Genomic DNA, 17,449 nt, shown 5'->3' on the forward strand with positions numbered 1-17,449 from the left:
TCACGCGCCCAGCAGAAGGATGAGTCATGCCCCGGGAACGCGGACAGAACGTGGTCGCCACCAACCGCAAGGCACGTCACGACTACCTCATCGGCGACACCTACGAGGCCGGTCTCGTGCTCACGGGCACCGAGGTCAAGTCGCTGCGCGCGGGCAGGGCGTCTCTCGTCGACGGATACGCCTTCATCGACGGTGGTGAGATGTGGCTCGATTCGGTTCACATCCCCGAGTACGGCCAGGGAACGTGGACGAATCACCCGCCCCGGCGCAAGCGCAAGCTGCTGCTGCACAAGACCGAGATCGTCAAGATCAGCCACAAGACCAAGGAGGGTGGCTACACGCTCATCCCCCTCCAGATCTACTTCTCGGATGGCCGCGCCAAGGTGCAGATCGCTGTGGCCAAGGGCAAGAAGGACTACGACAAGCGGCAGACACTGCGGGAGCGCCAGGACAAGCGGGAGTCCGATCGCGCCATCTCGAGCCGCCGCCACCTGGGGGAGTAGACATGGCGGCGCAGCGACTCGACGTTCCGGGAACTTTCAACTTCCGCGACGTCGGCGGGTACCCGTGTGCCGGCGGCGTCGTCAAGCACGGCGTGCTCTATCGCTCCGACGGGCTTGCGCGCCTCGATGACGCTGGGCGCGCCGCCCTCGCGTCCCGCAACGTGCGCACGGTCATCGACCTCCGCGACGGCTACGAGGTGGCATCGATGCCGGATGCCCTCGACGGCCTGGATGTGACCACCGTGAGCCTGCCCGTGTTCGAGGGCTCGGGAGCCTCGCAGGGTGACGGTGTCATCACCCTCGAAGCGCTGTACGAACGGATGGTCACGCAGCACGCGCCCGTGGTGGTGCAGGCGCTCCGCACCATCGCCGAGCACCGCGACGGAGCGGTCGTCGTCCATTGCACGGCCGGCAAGGACCGCACCGGCGTCGTGATCGCCTTGGCGCTCCTGGCCGTCGGCGTTCCCCGCGACGTTGTGATCGAGGATTACGCGGCGACACAGGCCAATCTGGCGGGGGAGTGGCTCGAGGGCATGATCGCCCTGCTCGCGACCTACAACGTCGTCGACAGCCCTGAGATCCGTGTGCTGATGGGCGGCAGCCCGGCCGAGGCGATCACGTCCGTCATCGACCTCATCGAGCAGCGCCACGGCTCGGTGCGCGAGTACCTGCTCTCGGCCGGACTCACCCTCGGCGAACTCGGCGACCTCGAGAGTCGCCTCGTCGATCGGGCCTGACGCTCACGCCGCCGAGAAACGGGCGTGGACCGTCGCCGACAGGACGATCTCCTCCGGCACCAGCTCGACCGATGGCGATCCGCCGGCGCTCATCATGCGCGCCGCGTGCACGACCGGTTCGGCCAGCGGGACCGCGCCGTCGAGCAGCCCGGGGTCGCTGATGGCGACGGGTGACACGTCGCCGAGCCCCAGACTGCCGGCATACCGCTGCGCCTTGGCCACGGCATCTCTCACCGCCTCGTCCTGGATCCGCTCGGTGAGTTGATCGCGTCGCTGCTCGGTCAGTGCCCAGACGATGCCGGCAACGCCGACGCCCTCGACCTGGACCACGTCGGTGACCCATTCGGACAATCGGGTGAAATCGTCGAACTCGACCGACAGTGCCGACGCCGAACGGTAGACGAGCGGGAGCTGCTTACCATCCGCGTTCCAGGGCCGCTCGGCCGAGACGCGCACCTGATCGCTCGACCACCAAGTGACCGGACCCGCCTCCGCATCGTGGAGGTCGCGCAAGCCGGCAACTACCTCCGCATGCCGCCGGGCTGCGGCATCCGTCACGGTGCGCCGGTCGCCGCCCTCGATGGCGACGACGACGCGTACCGTGCCTCGCTCGGCGGGGTGCCGGACCTCGGCTGTGCCCGTGACACTGATGATGGTGGACATGCGGTTCTCCTTGCGGGGTGGGAATCACCAGGACGGTGATAGACGTTATAGTCTGTAGGGCTGGCCGACCGTGATGAGAGGCCGGCTTTGGAAACTCAACAGCGTGCGACAACGGCCCACTTCGACACTGAAGTGCTCATGGGGATGATCGGTTTCGACATTGCCTGTGAAACTGCGAGAAGCGGGCCGAGGATTCAGGGTTATCTCGTTAACGATCTCTGAAAAAATATAACTGCCAATAAGACGCAGTCTGCTTTCGCTCTCGCCGCTTAAGGCGGAGTAGTAAAGCCGTCACCCCGAGCGTGTTCTCGTCCCGGGTCCTGACGTCATCGAGAGAACTCGCTGCGTGGTGGTGTCTGAGCGCCACGCGGGACTCTTACTCGGGCTGGGCTCGTCCTCCTAGATGCCTGCGGCAAAGGAGGGAGCCGAGTAGAACGACTTCGTAGGATACGCCCGTAGAAGGCGCGGAATCTCAGCAGTGGACCCGGGTTCAATTCCCGGCATCTCCACCGTCGGCCGTTGTCGCACGTTGTTCGAGCGATCTCTTATAGCGCAGGTCGCCCCGCGTTGCGACCCCGTTATGCCGAGAGCCCGGCGAGCGTAGTGTGGTGAGTACACCAGATGGGGGTTCATCATGCGCAAGTTCCTGCTCCTGCTGCTGCTGTCGGCGGTCGCATTCGTGGCGTACACCTACGGCGCCAAAGCAGGTCGCGGAAAGTATCGCGAGATCCGTGCGTCGCTCGATGCCCTGTGGAACGACCCGCGCCTGAAGAAGGCGCGCAAGCAGGCCGTCAAGGAGTCTGAGAAGCTGGCGAAGACCGCCCAGAAGCGACTCGAGAAGAAGATCGGAGGTCACTGAGATGACCGATTCACCTACCAACGACGCATCCGACGCCGTCGCCGAGAAGACCGATGCCGCAGCCGACAAGGTCAAGGCGTCCAGTACCAAGGCCAAGGAAGCCGCCGACTCGGCCACCGATGCCGCCGCGGACAAAGTCGACGATGCTCGCGAGAACGTCGCTGAAGCTGTCGATGACGCGAAGAAGTCGGCGTCGTCGACGGTCGACGGGCTGAAGTCGAACGCCGGTGACGCGGCGAAGTCGGCGTCGGATGCCTACGACAAGTCAAAGGACGCCGTCGGCACCGCCGCGTCGTCTGCGGTGGACTCGGGCGCCGAGGTGATCGACGCCATCAAGCAGGGCACGTCCGACATCAGCGACACGGTGACGCGGACCGCTCAGGACCTCGGTGCGCGCGCCGAGCAGGAGTACCGCAAGAACCCGGTCAAGGTGATCGCCATCGCGGCCGTGGCCGTGGGCGGGCTGGTCTTCCTCGCGCGGGCGATCTCCAGACGCTGACCCCCATAGCAAGCGTCCGGCGACAGGTGAGGGTGTCGTCGGGCGCTTTTTCTGCGCCAGCGAACATCGAATAGCGGGCCTGGCACAATCGAGTCAGCTGCTCCGTTCGAGCAGCCGCGCGCAGTCGATGCAGAGTTCGGCTTCCGGGCGGGCGCGGAGACGCTCCGCTCCGATCGCACGCCCGCATCGGATGCAGCTGCCGTACTCGCCGGCGTCGATGCGCGCGATGGCCGCGTCGATCGCGGCGACTTCCACGCGCAGGTCGCTCTCGCCTCCCGTCAGGCGTGACCATTCGGCCGCCATCGTCGGCCCCTCGGGATCATGCTCGTCGTCGGCTGCACCATCGTTGCGCCCCTCTCGCACGACGGTCAGCCCGTCGGCGATGCGAGCCAGACCGCGCACCGCATCCGCACGCCGCCGCTCGAGGGCGGCGCGTGCAGCATGCGGCTCGGCGTGGGACGTCAGGGGAGGTAGTAGGTCGGGTTGGGCAGCTTGACGTTCACCAGCGAGTGGCCGCCGATCAAGTCGCTGAACTGGTCGCCGAAGTTGGCGATCACGGTGTACTTGCCGCCGGATGCCGACTCGACGTGGGCGCGGGTCTGCGACTTGTACTCGATGGTCGTGCACTTGGCCGCGGCGCAGGTGATGTAGGACGGCTGCTGCGAGGCACCGACGCCGGTCCACTTGGTGTAGTAGTTCTGCGCGGTGAAGCCGGTGTAGCCGACCTTGGCCAGGTTGCCGAGGGTTGCGGCCTTCTGGTCGTCGTTGCGCCCGGTGAGGCCGACGATGGTGCAGCCCGCCCTCTTCAGCAACGTCGCGGCGCTCACCATCGACGGGGTGGCCGGGAACCGCTCATCCTGCACCCAGATGTTCTGCTCGGTCGGGTTGAAGGTGAAGTGCATGTCTCCGACCTCCATGTCGTAGGTCCACAGGGTGGTGTCATCCGCGTCCAGGACGACGGCCGGGTTGCGATGAAGCGCTTTCGCGATCACGCAGCCCAGGGCGATCGCCGGCACCTTCTTGGCGACGATGGAGTGCATCTCGCTGATGTAGGGGGAGTCCGTCTTGTTCGAGATGCCCGTGCCGGTGTCGCCGTAATACGTGGCGATGGTCTTCTTGACGCTGTCTACGTTGGGGATGCCCTCGCCGCCCTCGGTGGCTCCACTCGAGCCGTCCGCCGCCATGGTGAAATGCGTGCGCGGAGTCAGGCTTGGTTCGTTCACGCCGGGCAGGTCGGGTGAGGGCAGGTAGTAAGTGGGGTTCGGCAGCTTCAGGGCGCTGTCGGCGAACCCGCCCTGCAGGTCGCTCCACTGGTCGCCGACGTTGAGGGTGATGTCGTAGCCGAGATCCTGCTCGATGTGTTTCCGCGTCTGCGCCTTGTACTCCACGGTCGTGCACTTCACGGCTGCGCAGGTCACGTAAGGCGGCTGCTGGGATGCGCCGACTCCGGTCCACTTGGTGTAGAACCGGTCGGCCGGGAAGTCCGTGTACCCCACCTTGGCGAGGTTGGCGACGGTCGCAGCCTTCTGGTTGTCGCCCCGTCCGGTCAGACCGAACACGGTGAAACCCATCCGTGCCGCAGCGCTGACGAAGCCGACCATGCTGGGTATCGCGGGGAATCGCTGGTCCTGCACCCAGACGTCCTGCTCGGCGGGGTCGAAGGTGAAGTGCATGTCTCCGACCTCCATGTCGTACGTCCACAGGGTCGTGTCGTCGGCGTCGAAGACGATCGCCGGCTTCTGCCCCGCTGCGATAGCGGTGTCGTAGGCCGGCTTCAGCTTCGCCTCGGCGTCCGCAACGATGCCGGCCATCTCGGAGATGTAGGGCGATGCGACCTTGTTCGCGATGCCCGTGCCGGGGTCGCCGTAGTAGGTGGCGATGGTCTTCTTGTCGGAGTCCACATTGGGGATGCCCTCGCCGCCCTCGGTGGCGCCGCTCGAGCCATCGGGCGCCATCGTGAACTGCGTGCGAGGGGTCAGAGACGCGTCGCGGCCATTGCCGCCTCCGTGGTCCCATCCGTTCGCGTTCGCCGCGGTGGCGCCGCCGATGCTCAGTCCGACGGTGAGTGCCGCCGTGAGGGCGACGGCGGCGATGCGGCGAGTGCGTCGCGGGGCGGGGGTTCGTGGAGTCGTGGTCACGGGCCGATGCTAGACCCGCCCTGTTCGAGGGGGAAGGGGTGGCGCTCAGTTGGCCCGGATGCGCTCCAGGAGTTCATGGTGGAGCAGTCCGTTGGTGGCGACCGAACTGCGGTCGTCGAGGTCGCGGCCACCAGCTCCATCGCTCCACCGGCCGCCCGCCTCCTCGAGGATGGGGATGAGGGCCGCGACGTCGTAGCGTTGCACGCCGAACTCGGCTACGGCGTCGACGAGGCCCTCGGCGAGCAGCAGGTACGACCACAGGTCGCCATAGGCGCGATCTCGCCAGACCGTCTCGCTGAGGCCGAGCAGAGTGTCCAGGTGACCGTGCTCCCTCCATTGCGCGATGCTCTGGAAGCTGAGGGAGGCATCCGCGAGCCCACTCACTGCTGAGACTCCGATGGATCGGGGGTCGTTGACGCCGTCATCCGTCGTCCAGGCGCCGGCATCCTTCGCGGCCCACCAGCGGCGGCCCAGCGCCGGCATGCTGGCGACCCCGACGAGGGGCTCGCCGTCCACCGCCAGGGCGATGAGCGTTCCCCAGACCGGCACGCCGCGCAGGAAGTTGGCCGTGCCGTCGATGGGATCGATGATCCACTGCCGGTCCGACGAGCCCTCCACGCCGTACTCCTCTCCGAAGATCCCATCGTCGGGGCGAGCCTCGGCGAGGCGGGCGCGGATGCCGCGCTCGACCGCCTGATCCGCATCCGTCACCGGCGTGCGATCGGGCTTCGTCGTGACCACGAGGTCGGTGGCGCGGAAGCGATCGAGCGACACGGCGTCCGCCCCATCCGCGAGTTCGAGGGCCAGGGCGAGGTCGGCAGCGAGGTCAGCGTTCACGGGCTCAGCCTATCGATCCGGCCGGCGTCGGAGCCGGTCCGCGAACCCGGCTCGATTGGCACTGGCAGGCGGGGTGATGCTAAGGTTATCACTCGGTTCGGGAAGTAATTCCGGGGCCGATTTCGCACCTCTAGCTCAATTGGCAGAGCAACTGACTCTTAATCAGTGGGTTCTCGGTTCAAGTCCGAGGGGGTGCACGAAAGCCCCGAACCTCTCGCCAGGTTCGGGGCTTTTCTCGTGCGGTCAGGCCCGGCTCACTACTCGAGTCGGCGTTCCTCGGCTTCCTCCGCGCGCTGCTTCTCCTTCTCGCGTTCCTCCTCTTCGCGGACGATCTTCTCTTCCTCCGGCGTCTTGTTGCTCATGGTTGCTCCCATCTTTGCCGCCGACGCTACTCCGGAGTGGACAGATCGCGTGGTGTGGAGCAGAGTTTCCCCGATGAACGAGGAGCCCGCGGTGAGTGGACGGCAGGGGTCGCCGACGCGTTCCGCCCGAGGGGACACGCTGCCGTGGTCGAGGGCGGTTCTGCGTAGGAAGCTGCGCACTATCCGCGTGGTGTTCGCCAGTTCGATCGCGGTGACGATGCTCGTCTCGATCGCTCTCTCATGGTCGAACCCGTCCAAGCTGGCATCCGCGGTGATCGTGAGCGCTGGATTGTCGTGCTTGGTTGCGGGAGCCACGGCGTCGGCCATGACGTGGCCGCTGGACGAGAGGATGCGCGAAATCGTCGGCGGCTCCGTCTTCCGTTCTGCGATTCGGAAGGTCGTTGCACGCGGAAAGACGATCCCCTTGGACGATGATCAGCGTGCTCGCGCCAGCTGTTTCGCGGTTATCGCGCCCGACGCTTATCGTCTCCGGACGATCGGGCTGACCGCGCTCACGATCGCAGTCCTCTGCGTAGAGCTGCCTAACGGCCTAGATTCGAGCGTCCGCATCCACGCGTTCGCGGCCGTCTACTGCGCTGCGATCTTCGTCATTTGGGGTGTCGGAATCACCCTGACACTCCGCTCCATCCGTCTGTCCGAGAAGTACCGAGCCGAGCATCCCGTCCCCGTGCCGGTGACATGAGCCTTCCGGATGAGGAGTGCCCGTGAGCCCGCGCGCCGCAGGCATTCTTGTGATGATCGGCGCGATCGTCGTCGCACTGGGCGGCGGGTGGCTGATCGCCACACCTCCGTGGTCGATTCCGGGCGCCCTGGTCCTGGTGGGCGCGATGATCCTGTTCGCCGTGGGTTCGACGTGGCTGGTGCGCCCGTCGTGGGCGGATCGCACCTGGCCGCCTCAGCGACCCGCGGACCCGGCTCGGTCACGCCGCCGGCTGCGGCGATTGCTCATATCTCGCGCGATCATGGTGCCGCTCCTGCTCGCTGGCGCGGTCTTCGTGATGGTTGATGGCCAGCCGCTCCTCGGAGCAATTCTCTTGTTGCTCGGGCTGTTGAACGGGTGGTCGAGCATCTGGCTGGGTGTGCTCGCGAGGCGGACCCGGGCAGGAATCGAGCGTGACACGACCTCGCACTCGACTTAGTCGTCGACGCCGCGGGCGATGAGAGCCTCGCCGAGTTCGTCCGCGGTCTGCAATGAGCGCACGATCACCGGCACGGCGATGGCACGCAGCGACCGCTCCAGTCCGCGCGCCTTCCGCGCCTCGATGACGGAACCGACGATGGCCGCCAGCAGCGGCACGGCGCGGATCGTCAGCGCCATCATCAGTCCCACCCGGTCGGCGTCGATGAACGGGAACGGACGAAGCAGCGTCGTCATCGCGCCCAGGACGGCTGTCACCGTCGTCGTGATGGTGAACAGGGCAGCGAGTGCCACCGCGGTGATGACCCGGCCCGCCATGACGGCGGCGGACTCCCATCCGGAGAACCACGCGTTGAGCGGAACCGCGACGAGGAGCAGCCACAGTACGGGGGCGACTCCTCGAGCCGCCAGACGAACCGGCACCGCCGCGACGAGGAAGAGCACGATCGTGATGCCGGCCGCGACGGCCAGCTGCCAGGGTTCGCGCGGCAGCGCGACGACCGTGACGGATGCGGCGAGCAGTGCCAGCTTGAGAAGTGCAGGCGCACGATGGAGCAGTGACCGGCCGGGGTGGTACAGCGCGATCACGTCAGAGCCGCTCGATACCAGGCGAGCGCGCCGGCGGCGGAGTCGTCGGCCACGACGCGACCGGCGTCGATCACGATCACCCGATCGAACTCCTCCACGAGGTCGAGCTGGTGGGTGACGACCACGATCTGCTGATCGAGCGACGAGAGGTGCTCGCCGACGACACGGGCATTGCGAGCGTCGAGCAGGGTGGTGGGTTCGTCGGCCACCACGATGGCCGGCTCCGCCACCAGCACTGCCGCGAGCGAGAGCAGCTGCTTCTGACCGCCCGAGAGGGTATGCGCCGCGCGGTCGGCGAGAGTCGTGAGACCGAATCGATCCAATGCCGCGTCGACGCGGGCGGCTGCCACCTCGGACGGGAGGCGCATCCGTCGCAGGCTGAAGGCGACATCCTCTCGCACGGTGGGCATCACGATCTGGTTGTCGGGATTGGTGAAGACGAAGCCCACCCGCCGGCGCACCTCGCGTCCGTCTCGCTTCACGTCGAGGCCATCGACACCGACCCGGCCGGTCGTCGGCGATACCAGCCCGTTGATCATTCGCGCGAGCGTCGACTTGCCCGATCCGTTCGCGCCGACGATGCCGACGCGCGCCTCCGTGAGGGTGAGCGAGATGTCGCTGAGGACCCGGTCGTCACCGAACCGGTGACCGACGGCCTCGAAGCGGATCTCGGGCATCGTCAGCGCGCGTCGGCCACCGCGGCGGAGTCGGACTCGATGGCCGTCTCGGCATCCGCTCGCCGCCATGACCGAGCCGGCGCGACACCGGGCCAGGCCCGGTGGACCGCCTTGGCGACCAGCACGGTGATGACGACCTTGATGAGGTCGCCGATGAGGAACGGAACCGCTCCCACCGAGATCGCCGTCCACAGCGGGATGCCGGCAACGGCGGCGAGCCACGGCACGCCGACGGCGTATTCCACGACGATTCCGCCGGCGATGGTGACCAGGAAGCCGGCCCAGAGCGGGTATCGCGGCAGGATCCGCTCGGTGAGGAAACCGATCACGAAGGCGGCGGGAATGAACCCGATGAGGTAGCCAGCCGTCGGACCGGCGAGCACGCCGAGCCCGCCCGAACCGCCGGCGAGGATGGGGAGCCCCGCGAGCCCGAGTACCACGTAGAGGGCAACGGCGATGGTGCCCTTCCGCGCGCCGAGGATGGCACCGGCGAGCATGACGCCGAGCGTCTGCAGAGTGATGGGCACCCCGAGCACGCCGACCGGAATGGCGCCGGGCAGGGTCAGGGCGGCGATCAGGGCTGCGAACACGGCGATCTGGGCGATGTCGCGAGCGCTGCTGCGTGCGGGTGCGGCCATGGCGTCCTCCTGAAGTCGTGGCCGATACAGCATCGGCCGGGCGACTCTCAGATTAGGAAGGAGACGGATGCGCCCGCGGCGATTCCGTTACAAGATTTCGCGGCGAAATCTGTACGGCGTTGCTCAGGCGGCGTGCCGCGTGGGCACGAAGGCGAACTCGTCCGTGTCGGCACTGACGAGGATCTCCGCCAGCGGCGCCTCCTCGAGCGTGATGGGCAGGTCGTGATCGGCCCAGACGGCGATCGGCGCGGGCATCCAGGCGAGCGCGGCCGGCTCGGGCGCCGTCTCTCCGCGCAGGCTGGAACGCTCGACCAGCAGGGCGTGGGTGACCTCGGCGGCGATCTGATGGGTCAGCATCGCGTGGAAGATGCCGTCGGTGTCCTCCGCCGCTCGTCGGATGAGCGTCCATTCGCCGTGCACTCCGATGATCTCGTTCAGCCGGCTGTTGATGAGTTCGAAAACCTGCTCGCCGTTGAGCTCCGGGGCGGGCGCCTTCGGCGGGACGACCGGTGTCTCGCGCCTCCGTCGACCAAACATGTGCTGATTCCTTCCGCGGGCTGGATGCTGGTTCCAGTGTGGCGGGTGGGACGCGGTCGGGACGTGGGACACGCCGCCTGCATCCCCGGATTCATGCGGATGTCGCGAATCGGCAATCCCCTCTTGGGGGGACGCGCCGATCAGGAGGACAGCGAGCGGTCGTCGGCTTCCTTCTTGACCGTTCCGACGGCGACGGCGAGCGTGAGACCCCACGAGATCCAGGTGAGGATCAGGCGCCAGTCGCGCGGACCCTTGCGCGTGGTCTGCAGCACCCCCCATGCGCCGACGATCGACCCGATGATCGCCCCGTTGAACAGGTACTTGCGCATCTCTGCCACCTTCCGTCGGCTCTACGCTATCTCTGGCGGCAACGGCCGTCGACGGGCTTGCGTCACCGACGCGCCTCGTCTAGGTCGTCGAGCAGGAGAACGATGCGCACTGCCATCATCGGCGCGGGCCTCATCGCGCTCGGCGTCGTGGCATTGTTCACCGGCATACTGCCCGCGGATGAGGCGATCACGCTCTGGGAGCGGGTCTGGCCCATCCTCCTGTTCGTCGTGGCCATGACGATCGTGACGGAGCTGGCTTCGGAGGCCGGGCTGTTCAGCTGGATCGCGGAGCACTCCACGCGGTGGGCGCGCGGGCGCACGTGGTTGCTGTGGCTCATCGTCGTGGCCCTCGCCGTGGCGAGCACCGTCTTCCTGTCGCTCGACACCACGGCGGTCCTCCTGACCCCCGTCGTCATCGTCATGGCGCGGCACGTCGGAGTGAGCGTGCTGCCGTTCGCGTTCACCACGGTGCTCTTGGCCAACACGGCCTCCCTGCTGCTACCCGTGTCGAATCTGACCAACCTCCTCGCAGAGTCGCATCTGGCCTCGGTCTCGGGGCATCCTGTATCGCCAGGAGGATTCGCGGCGCTCACCTGGGCGCCGGCCCTGGTCGCCGTGATCGTGCCCGTCATCGTCGTCGCCGTCGTCTTCCGCCGTGACCTGTTCGCCCGCTACGCCCCGCAGCAGACCGCCCGCATCGAGGAGCCCACGTTGCTGATCGCGAGCGCCGTAGCGGTCTCCGTGCTGCTGCCCGGCCTCGTCTCGGGACTGCCGGTGTGGATTCCCGCGAGCGCAGCCGCCGTCGCCCTGATCGTCGCCTTCGCCATCTCGCGCCCGTCGGCATTGCGGATCGGCATGGTGCCGTGGCCGTTGCTGCTGCTAACGGCAGGCCTCTTCCTCGTCCTGGAGGCGGCGCACGCCCTCGGTCTCGGCGCCGCTCTGGCGCACATCGCCGGTCCGGGGGACGGCGCCGGGTCGCTCTTCCAGCTCGCGGGGGTGGGTGCGGCTGGGGCGAACCTGGCCAACAACCTCCCGGCCTACCTCGCGCTCGAGCCCGTGGCAGATTCACCGCTGCGTCTTATCGCCCTCCTGATCGGCGTGAACGCCGGCCCGCTCATTACCCCCTGGGCGTCGCTGGCCACGTTGCTTTGGCATGATCGACTGCGCTCGATGGATGTCGACATCCGTTGGTCGCGATACATGCTGATCGGCGCGATCGTCGCCCCGCTCACGGTGGGTGCGGCCACCGCGGCGCTCATCCTTCTCTGAGTGCACGCTCTCTGATCCTTCTCTGAGTGCACGCTCTCTGAGAATCAGCACCGCAGACTGAGAGCTGGGTGCGAATCTGACCGATCGTGCAGAGATTGACCGATCGGTCAAATAGCCTCGGACCATGTCCTCCGATGCACCCTCCGGTTCTTCGCGAGCCCGCCCGAGCGACGAACTCCGGTCCATCGCCCTCGACCAGTTCTCGTCGGTCGGGTACGCGGGCACCTCGTTGCAGCAGATTGCCGACGTCGCCGGATACTCGAAGTCGAGCGTCCTGTATCACTTCGCCTCCAAGGAGGCTCTGCTCGACGCCGTGCTGACGCCCGCGATCGACGAGCTCCAGCGCGTGATGGCCATCTGGCTCTCGGCGCGTCCGAGCGAGCAATCGCGCGCCGCGTTCGTCGAGTCGTTCGTCGGCTTCCTGCTGCGATACCGACTCGAGGTGCACACCTTCATCAACCAGGGGGCCGCACTCGAGGACGTGCCCGTGGTCGCCCGAGCCAACGCGCTCATCGCTCGACTGTCCGACGCCGTCAGTGCCGCGGACTCGAGCCTCGAGACCAAGCTCCGGTTCGGCATCGCCCTCGGCGGAGCCGCCTACACCCTCACCGCGGGGCTCACCTACGCGGACAGCGCCCTCCAGCCGGACGACGAGTTGCGCGAAGCGCTCATCCGCATCGTCTCCGAACTCCTCTCGACCGTTCCTCCCACTCGCTAAGGACCTCTCGTGGCAACATTCCTCTACCGCATCGGGCACATCGCCTACCGTCGCGCGTGGATCGTCATCGCCATCTGGATCGCCCTCGTGGCGGGCCTCGTCGGCGGGGGAGTCGCGCTCGGCGGGCAGACCCAGGAGTCGTACTCGATCCCGGGCACCGAGTCGCAGCAGGCCATCGACAAGCTGGCCGCCGTCTTCCCTCAGACGGCGGGTGCATCCGTCGAGGTGGTCATGAAGAGCGCCGACGGCGATCCGCTCTCGAGTTCGGCGCACCGCGCGACCATCGACGCCATGACCAAGCAGCTCGAGGATGTCGACGGCGTGGCCTCCGTACTCGACCCGTTCAGCAAGTACGCCGGTGATGCGGTGTCGAAGGACGCACTGACGGCCTACACGCAGGTGCAGCTCGACAAGGCATCGACGGATGTCTCCCAGAAGACCATCGACGGTGTGAAGGCCGTGGGCGAGACCGGGAAGAAGGGCGACATCACGGTCGCGTTCGGCGGACAGGTCTTCCAGGACCAGACCTTCGGGCTCACCATCACCGAGGGGCTCGGAGTGCTCTTCGCCGGCGTGGTGCTCTTCATCGCCTTCGGGTCGCTGCTGGCGGCCGGGATGCCACTGTTGACGGCGCTCATCGGTGTTGGCGTCGCGGTCGGCGGTGTCACCGTCGTCTCGGCGTTCGTGCCGGTGTCGAGCTCCGCACCCATGCTCGCCGTCATGCTGGGCCTCGCCGTCGGCATCGACTACGCGCTGTTCATCCTGTCGAGGCATCGAACGCAGTTGGCGCGCGGTGTGACACCGGAGGAGTCCGCCGCCACGGCGGTCGCGACCGCCGGTAGCGCGGTCGTCTTCGCGGGCATCACCGTGATCATCGCGCTTCTCGGCCTCTTGGTCGTCGGGATCCCGTTCCTCAGCACCATGGGCGTGGCCGCCGCATTCGCCGTCTTCATCGGCATGCTCGCGGCCGTGACGCTTCTGCCCGCCGTACTCGGTCTCGCCCGGGGGCGGCTCATTCCCAAGCCGACCAGTCGCATCGCCAAGCGCGCCCTCGCCGCCGATGAGGGTGGAAAGCCCACGATGGGCCGTCGTTGGGTGAATCTCGTCCTCAAGGCTCCGATCGTCGCCGTCGTCCTCGTCGTCGGCATCCTCGGCGGCCTGTCGATCCCGGCGCTCAGCCTCGACCTCAACCTGCCGACCGGCGCGAGTGAGCCGAAGGCGTCCGACGCGCACCAGGCCTACGAGATGCTCGCCGACGGCTTCGGCCCTGGCTACAACGGACCCCTCGTGGTGTCCGTCGACATCACGCAGACGACCGACATCCAGAATGATCTCGACGCCATCCGCGACAAGCTCTCCGCGCTCGACGACGTCGCGTCCGTCGGTCCCGGCATCCCCAATCAGACCGTGGACACCGCCATCATCAAGGTGATCCCGAAGAGCGGCCCCGACGATCCCGCGACCAAGGAGCTGGTGCAGAGCATTCGCGTTCTCGGTCCGTCGATCGACCGCGAGTACGGCACGCCCATCACGGTGACGGGCCAGACGGCGGTCGCGATCGACATCTCCAACCGCCTCACCAACGCCCTGGTGCCGTTCGCCCTCATCGTGGTGGGACTCTCGATCATCCTGCTCATGATGGTGTTCCGCTCCATCTTCGTACCCATCAAGGCGGCGCTCGGCTTCCTGCTCTCCGTGTTCGGGACGATCGGCGTGACCGTCGCGATCTTCCAGTGGGGTTGGCTCGCCGACCTGCTCAACATCGAGACGCCCGGCCCCATCCTCAGCTTCCTGCCCATCCTGCTCATGGCGCTGCTGTTCGGCCTCGCCATGGACTACGAGGTGTTCCTGGTCTCGGGCATGCGCGAGCAGTGGGTGCGCTCGAAGAATCGATCGGCGGATGGCCGCGGCGACGCCCGCGGGGCGATCGTGCATGGCTACCAGCACGCCGTCCGAGTGGTCACGGCGGCCGCCCTCATCATGTTCTTCGTCTTCTTCGCGTTCGTGCCCGAGGGGACAGGGGCCATAAAGGGCATCGCCTTCGCCCTCGCGGTGGGCGTGGCATTCGACGCCTTCCTCGTGCGCCTGACGCTCGTCCCCGCCGCCATGGCGCTCGCCGGACGCGCCGCCTGGTGGCTGCCCCGCTGGCTCGCGCGCATCCTGCCGAACGTCGACATCGAGGGGGAGAGTCTGCAGCACCATCTCGACGATGTCGACTGGTCGCGCGGCCAGCACGGAGCCATCTCCGCCGAGGATGCTGTGTTCGGGTTGGACGACGCCCGGATCGGTCCGCTCAGCATCGAGATCCCGGCGGGAGACGCACTCGTCATCCGAGGCGATGCATCCGATCGTCGCGTCGTCGCTGCGACCCTGGCCGGACGCATCGCACCCGTCGGCGGACGTGTACAGGTGCTGGGCGCGCCGCTGCCGTCGGAGAGCTCGCGGGCGATGCGACGGGTCACCCTCGTCGACATCGCCGGAGCCGAGGCCGCGTTCGGCGACCGCACGGTCGGCGACGTCCTCAGCGAACGCATCGAGCTGGGCCTGCCGTGGTACCGGCTGTCGGGCACCAACGGCCAGCTGCGCGTCTGGATCTCCCGTCTCAGGGACGTGCTCCGGATGCCGCAGCTCGCGGCCGAGACCCCGATCGCAGCGCTCGCCGGAGTGCCGCGCGCCGCCGTCCTGGTGGCAGCGGGCCTGGCCGAACGACCGGGCGTGATCGTGGCCGAACTCGGCGAGATGCTCGCGAACGAGCCCGCGACGATCGAACTCCTCTCGGCCGTCTCGTCGCTCGCTCCCGCGAGCACGACGCTCGTCCTCACCGCTGCCGGCCTGTGTGCCGACGACGCCATCGGCCCCCGTGGCGCTCACACTCTCGACCTCGACGACCTCGCCGTCACCGACCGAAAGGCGCTCCTCTCATGAGCACCCGACTCACCCGGCTCTTCAGCCGCACCGCCGGCCAGCGACGTTGGAAGTTCGGCGCGATCGTCGCCGGCGTCATCATCGTGCCCCTGGCCGTCGCCGGCCTCGTCGCCGGCGGCCTCGCCAGCGCCGACCAGCGCGTCGACACCGTTCCGGCGCTGGTGGTCAACAACGACAAGATGGTGACGCAGAAGACCGCTGACGGCACCGAGCAGCCGGTGCTGGCCGGACGCCTCCTGGTCACTCAGCTGACCGACCCGAAGGCCGCCGGCTTCGACTGGAAGCTCTCCAGCACGGCCGATGCCAAGAAGGCGCTCTCCGACGGCACCGCCTACGCCGTGCTGACCATCCCGTCGGACTTCTCGTCGTCGATCACCTCGCTCTCCGGCGACGCACCGAAGCAGGCCGACCTCCGCATCCAGACGGATGACGCGCACTCCTACCTCGCCGGTTCGGCCGCGCAGTCCGTCGGTGACAGCATGTCCACGGCCTTCGGCCGCGCCATCACCAAGCAGTACCTGAGCGGGTTCTACGCCAACCTGGCCGGAGTCGGCGGATCGTTGTCGTCGGCGGCCGATGGAGCGACCCAGGTGTCCAACGGCGTCTCGTCGCTCGCCGGAGGACTCGACCAGCTCTCGGCTGGGGCGGCATCCGCTGCTTCTGGAGCGTCCTCCGCTGCGAGTGGCGCCTCGCAATTCTCGAACGGCGTCGACAGCTACACCGGCGGCGTCGACTCGCTCGCCGGCGGGCTCGCGACTCTGCGTGACAGCACCGCCCAGCTCGGCGACTTAGGCTCCGGAGTGCAGTCGTACACGCAGGCGGTGAGTGGCACGGCAACCAGTCTGGACACGCTGACCCAAGCGAACATCGCCGCCCTCGGCGCCGGCACTCTCGATGCCGCTGGGCAGGAGGCGCTCGCGAAAGACCTCGGCATGGCTAACGGCACCCTGACCGCCATAGCCGGAAAGGGAAATGCACTCGCTTCCGGGGCTGCGGGCCTCGGCCAGCTCCACGACGGCATCGCCCAGTCCGCCGCCGGCGCGGGCCAGCTCTCCTCGGGTTCAGCGGGCCTCCGGTCCGGAGCCGACTCGATCGCCTCCGGCGTCAGCCAGCTCTCCGACGGCGTCGGCGCCCTGTCGACCGGCGCTGCCAGCTCGGCTTCGGGCGCGCACCAGCTCGCCGATGGCGCCAACAAGCTCGCGACCGGCCTCTCCGGCGGCGCCAGCCAGGCGTCGAAGCTGAGCGACATCGACGCCGACAAGACGGCCGGCGTCGTCTCGGAGCCGGTCGCCTTCACGTCTCAGCGTGAGAACCCGATCAATGCCATCGGCGGGGTCATCGGAATGATCTTCGTGCCGGTCAGCCTGTGGATCGGCGCACTCGCCATCTTCCTGCTGCTGCGGCCGGTCACGTCGATGGCTCTGCAGAGCACGGCCTCCAGCGGTCGCATCGTGTTCCGTTCGCTCGCGCGGGCATCCGGCATCGCCCTCGCCCAGGCCGTCCTCGTGGTGGCCCTGCTCCACACGGTGCTCGGCGTGACGTGGACGATGCTCCCTGCAACGCTCTCCTTCGGCGCCCTCACCGCGCTGGTCTTCGCGGCAGTCCACCATTTCCTCACGGTGGCATTCGGCCGGGTGGGCTGGATCATCTCGCTGCTGCTGGTCATCCTGCAGCTGGTGAGCGCGGGCGGCCTGTACCCGGTGCAGTTGCTCGCCGGCCCGTACCAGGTCATCGGCACGTTCCTGCCGCTGAGCTGGGCGGTACAGGGGATGCAGCAGATCATCGCGGGCAGCGGCGGAGCAGCGGTCGCTGCGGCCGCCGGCGCGCTCATGGTGTTCGGTCTGCTCTCGGTCGTCGGCAGCCTCATCGCCGTCCAGCGGCGCCGCGGAGCCCGTTCGTGGGGATTCGCACTGGCGAGGGGTTGATCAGCCCGACCGCGCCGGTGGGGACCAGGCCGCGACTGGTAGCCTGAGAAGTCCGCATGACAGGCGCGCCATCGTCGCAGCGCCGG

Annotated in this window: 20 protein-coding genes, 1 tRNA gene and 1 other RNA gene; 12 read left to right on the forward strand and 10 right to left on the reverse strand. The window is 67.8% G+C overall.

The features are described from left to right. Positions 1-26: 26 nt before the first annotated feature. Both smpB and E6C70_RS02030 read left to right on the forward strand, forming a co-directional pair. On the forward strand, positions 27-503 hold the full coding sequence (gene smpB / locus E6C70_RS02025) for an SsrA-binding protein SmpB (RefSeq protein WP_136421771.1): 477 nt from the start codon (positions 27-29) through the stop codon (positions 501-503). A gap of 2 nt (positions 504-505) precedes the next feature. Beyond that, positions 506-1,240, forward strand: coding sequence for a tyrosine-protein phosphatase (locus E6C70_RS02030; RefSeq protein WP_136421773.1), 735 nt, complete (start codon positions 506-508; stop codon positions 1,238-1,240). A 3-nt stretch (positions 1,241-1,243) separates the two neighbouring features. Here E6C70_RS02030 and E6C70_RS02035 read toward each other — a convergent pair whose 3' ends face one another. Continuing rightward, on the reverse strand, positions 1,244-1,903 hold the full coding sequence (locus E6C70_RS02035; protein ID WP_136421775.1) for an SIMPL domain-containing protein: 660 nt from the start codon (positions 1,901-1,903) through the stop codon (positions 1,244-1,246). Between the two features lie 140 nt (positions 1,904-2,043). Between E6C70_RS02035 and ssrA the strand changes: the two genes are divergently transcribed. From ssrA to E6C70_RS02050, 3 genes are all read left to right on the forward strand, one after another. Next, positions 2,044-2,415: a transfer-messenger RNA gene (ssrA, locus tag E6C70_RS02040) on the forward strand. A gap of 122 nt (positions 2,416-2,537) precedes the next feature. Beyond that, positions 2,538-2,762 (forward strand): hypothetical protein, encoded by a 225-nt coding sequence (locus E6C70_RS02045; RefSeq protein WP_136421777.1) that lies wholly within the window; start codon positions 2,538-2,540, stop codon positions 2,760-2,762. A 1-nt stretch (position 2,763) separates the two neighbouring features. Then, the gene (locus E6C70_RS02050) at positions 2,764-3,261 is read left to right on the forward strand and encodes a hypothetical protein (protein WP_136421779.1); all 498 of its coding nucleotides are present in this window, start codon (positions 2,764-2,766) and stop codon (positions 3,259-3,261) included. 93 nt (positions 3,262-3,354) lie between these two features. Here E6C70_RS02050 and E6C70_RS02055 read toward each other — a convergent pair whose 3' ends face one another. The 3 genes from E6C70_RS02055 to E6C70_RS02065 are packed head-to-tail and all read right to left on the reverse strand — an operon-like array spanning position 3,355 to position 6,236. Beyond that, the gene (locus E6C70_RS02055) at positions 3,355-3,663 is read right to left on the reverse strand and encodes a TraR/DksA family transcriptional regulator (RefSeq protein ID WP_235833240.1); all 309 of its coding nucleotides are present in this window, start codon (positions 3,661-3,663) and stop codon (positions 3,355-3,357) included. 59 nt (positions 3,664-3,722) lie between these two features. Further along, on the reverse strand, positions 3,723-5,399 hold the full coding sequence (locus E6C70_RS02060; RefSeq protein ID WP_136421781.1) for an HAD family acid phosphatase: 1,677 nt from the start codon (positions 5,397-5,399) through the stop codon (positions 3,723-3,725). A gap of 45 nt (positions 5,400-5,444) precedes the next feature. Beyond that, on the reverse strand, positions 5,445-6,236 hold the full coding sequence (locus tag E6C70_RS02065; protein WP_136421783.1) for an inositol monophosphatase family protein: 792 nt from the start codon (positions 6,234-6,236) through the stop codon (positions 5,445-5,447). Between the two features lie 124 nt (positions 6,237-6,360). On the opposite strand from E6C70_RS02065, the gene E6C70_RS02070 reads away from it, so the two are divergent. Further along, positions 6,361-6,433 (forward strand) — tRNA-Lys (locus E6C70_RS02070). A gap of 60 nt (positions 6,434-6,493) precedes the next feature. Here the strand turns inward: E6C70_RS02070 and E6C70_RS02075 are convergent. After that, positions 6,494-6,925 (reverse strand): hypothetical protein, encoded by a 432-nt coding sequence (locus E6C70_RS02075; protein ID WP_136421785.1) that lies wholly within the window; start codon positions 6,923-6,925, stop codon positions 6,494-6,496. 22 nt (positions 6,926-6,947) lie between these two features. Between E6C70_RS02075 and E6C70_RS16595 the strand changes: the two genes are divergently transcribed. Further along, entirely contained in the window at positions 6,948-7,301 is a 354-nt protein-coding gene (locus tag E6C70_RS16595; protein WP_168770839.1) for a hypothetical protein, read from the forward strand. 22 nt (positions 7,302-7,323) lie between these two features. Continuing rightward, entirely contained in the window at positions 7,324-7,758 is a 435-nt protein-coding gene (locus E6C70_RS02080; protein WP_136421787.1) for a hypothetical protein, read from the forward strand. Here the strand turns inward: E6C70_RS02080 and E6C70_RS02085 are convergent. The 5 genes from E6C70_RS02085 to E6C70_RS02105 form a co-directional block, all read right to left on the reverse strand. Next, positions 7,755-8,345: an energy-coupling factor transporter transmembrane component T family protein gene (locus tag E6C70_RS02085; protein ID WP_136421789.1), complete on the reverse strand. Its 591-nt coding sequence runs from the start codon at positions 8,343-8,345 to the stop codon at positions 7,755-7,757. The two genes, E6C70_RS02080 and E6C70_RS02085, sit on opposite strands and share 4 nt — an antisense overlap. Continuing rightward, positions 8,342-9,022 (reverse strand): energy-coupling factor ABC transporter ATP-binding protein, encoded by a 681-nt coding sequence (locus E6C70_RS02090; protein WP_136421791.1) that lies wholly within the window; start codon positions 9,020-9,022, stop codon positions 8,342-8,344. The genes E6C70_RS02085 and E6C70_RS02090 overlap by 4 nt, the downstream gene beginning before the upstream one ends. A gap of 2 nt (positions 9,023-9,024) precedes the next feature. Continuing rightward, positions 9,025-9,660, reverse strand: coding sequence for a biotin transporter BioY (locus E6C70_RS02095; protein ID WP_136421793.1), 636 nt, complete (start codon positions 9,658-9,660; stop codon positions 9,025-9,027). A 123-nt stretch (positions 9,661-9,783) separates the two neighbouring features. Beyond that, positions 9,784-10,197 carry a hypothetical protein gene (locus E6C70_RS02100; protein ID WP_136421795.1) on the reverse strand — a complete coding sequence of 138 codons (414 nt, stop codon included), beginning with the start codon at positions 10,195-10,197 and terminating at the stop codon, positions 9,784-9,786. A gap of 140 nt (positions 10,198-10,337) precedes the next feature. Beyond that, positions 10,338-10,526, reverse strand: coding sequence for a hypothetical protein (locus E6C70_RS02105; RefSeq protein WP_136421796.1), 189 nt, complete (start codon positions 10,524-10,526; stop codon positions 10,338-10,340). A 102-nt stretch (positions 10,527-10,628) separates the two neighbouring features. Between E6C70_RS02105 and E6C70_RS02110 the strand changes: the two genes are divergently transcribed. From E6C70_RS02110 to E6C70_RS02125, 4 genes are all read left to right on the forward strand, one after another. Next, on the forward strand, positions 10,629-11,795 hold the full coding sequence (locus E6C70_RS02110) for an SLC13 family permease (RefSeq protein ID WP_136421799.1): 1,167 nt from the start codon (positions 10,629-10,631) through the stop codon (positions 11,793-11,795). A 124-nt stretch (positions 11,796-11,919) separates the two neighbouring features. Then, entirely contained in the window at positions 11,920-12,513 is a 594-nt protein-coding gene (locus E6C70_RS02115) for a TetR/AcrR family transcriptional regulator (protein WP_136421801.1), read from the forward strand. 9 nt (positions 12,514-12,522) lie between these two features. Further along, complete coding sequence (locus E6C70_RS02120) at positions 12,523-15,438, forward strand: MMPL family transporter (RefSeq protein ID WP_136421803.1); 2,916 nt, start codon at positions 12,523-12,525, stop codon at positions 15,436-15,438. Continuing rightward, complete coding sequence (locus E6C70_RS02125; protein WP_136421805.1) at positions 15,435-17,363, forward strand: YhgE/Pip family protein; 1,929 nt, start codon at positions 15,435-15,437, stop codon at positions 17,361-17,363. Before E6C70_RS02120 ends, E6C70_RS02125 begins: the two co-directional genes overlap by 4 nt. The last annotated feature ends 86 nt before the right edge of the window (positions 17,364-17,449 follow it).

The sequence above is a fragment of the Orlajensenia flava genome, from assembly GCF_004801905.1.
GTDB lineage: Bacteria > Actinomycetota > Actinomycetes > Actinomycetales > Microbacteriaceae > Orlajensenia > Orlajensenia flava.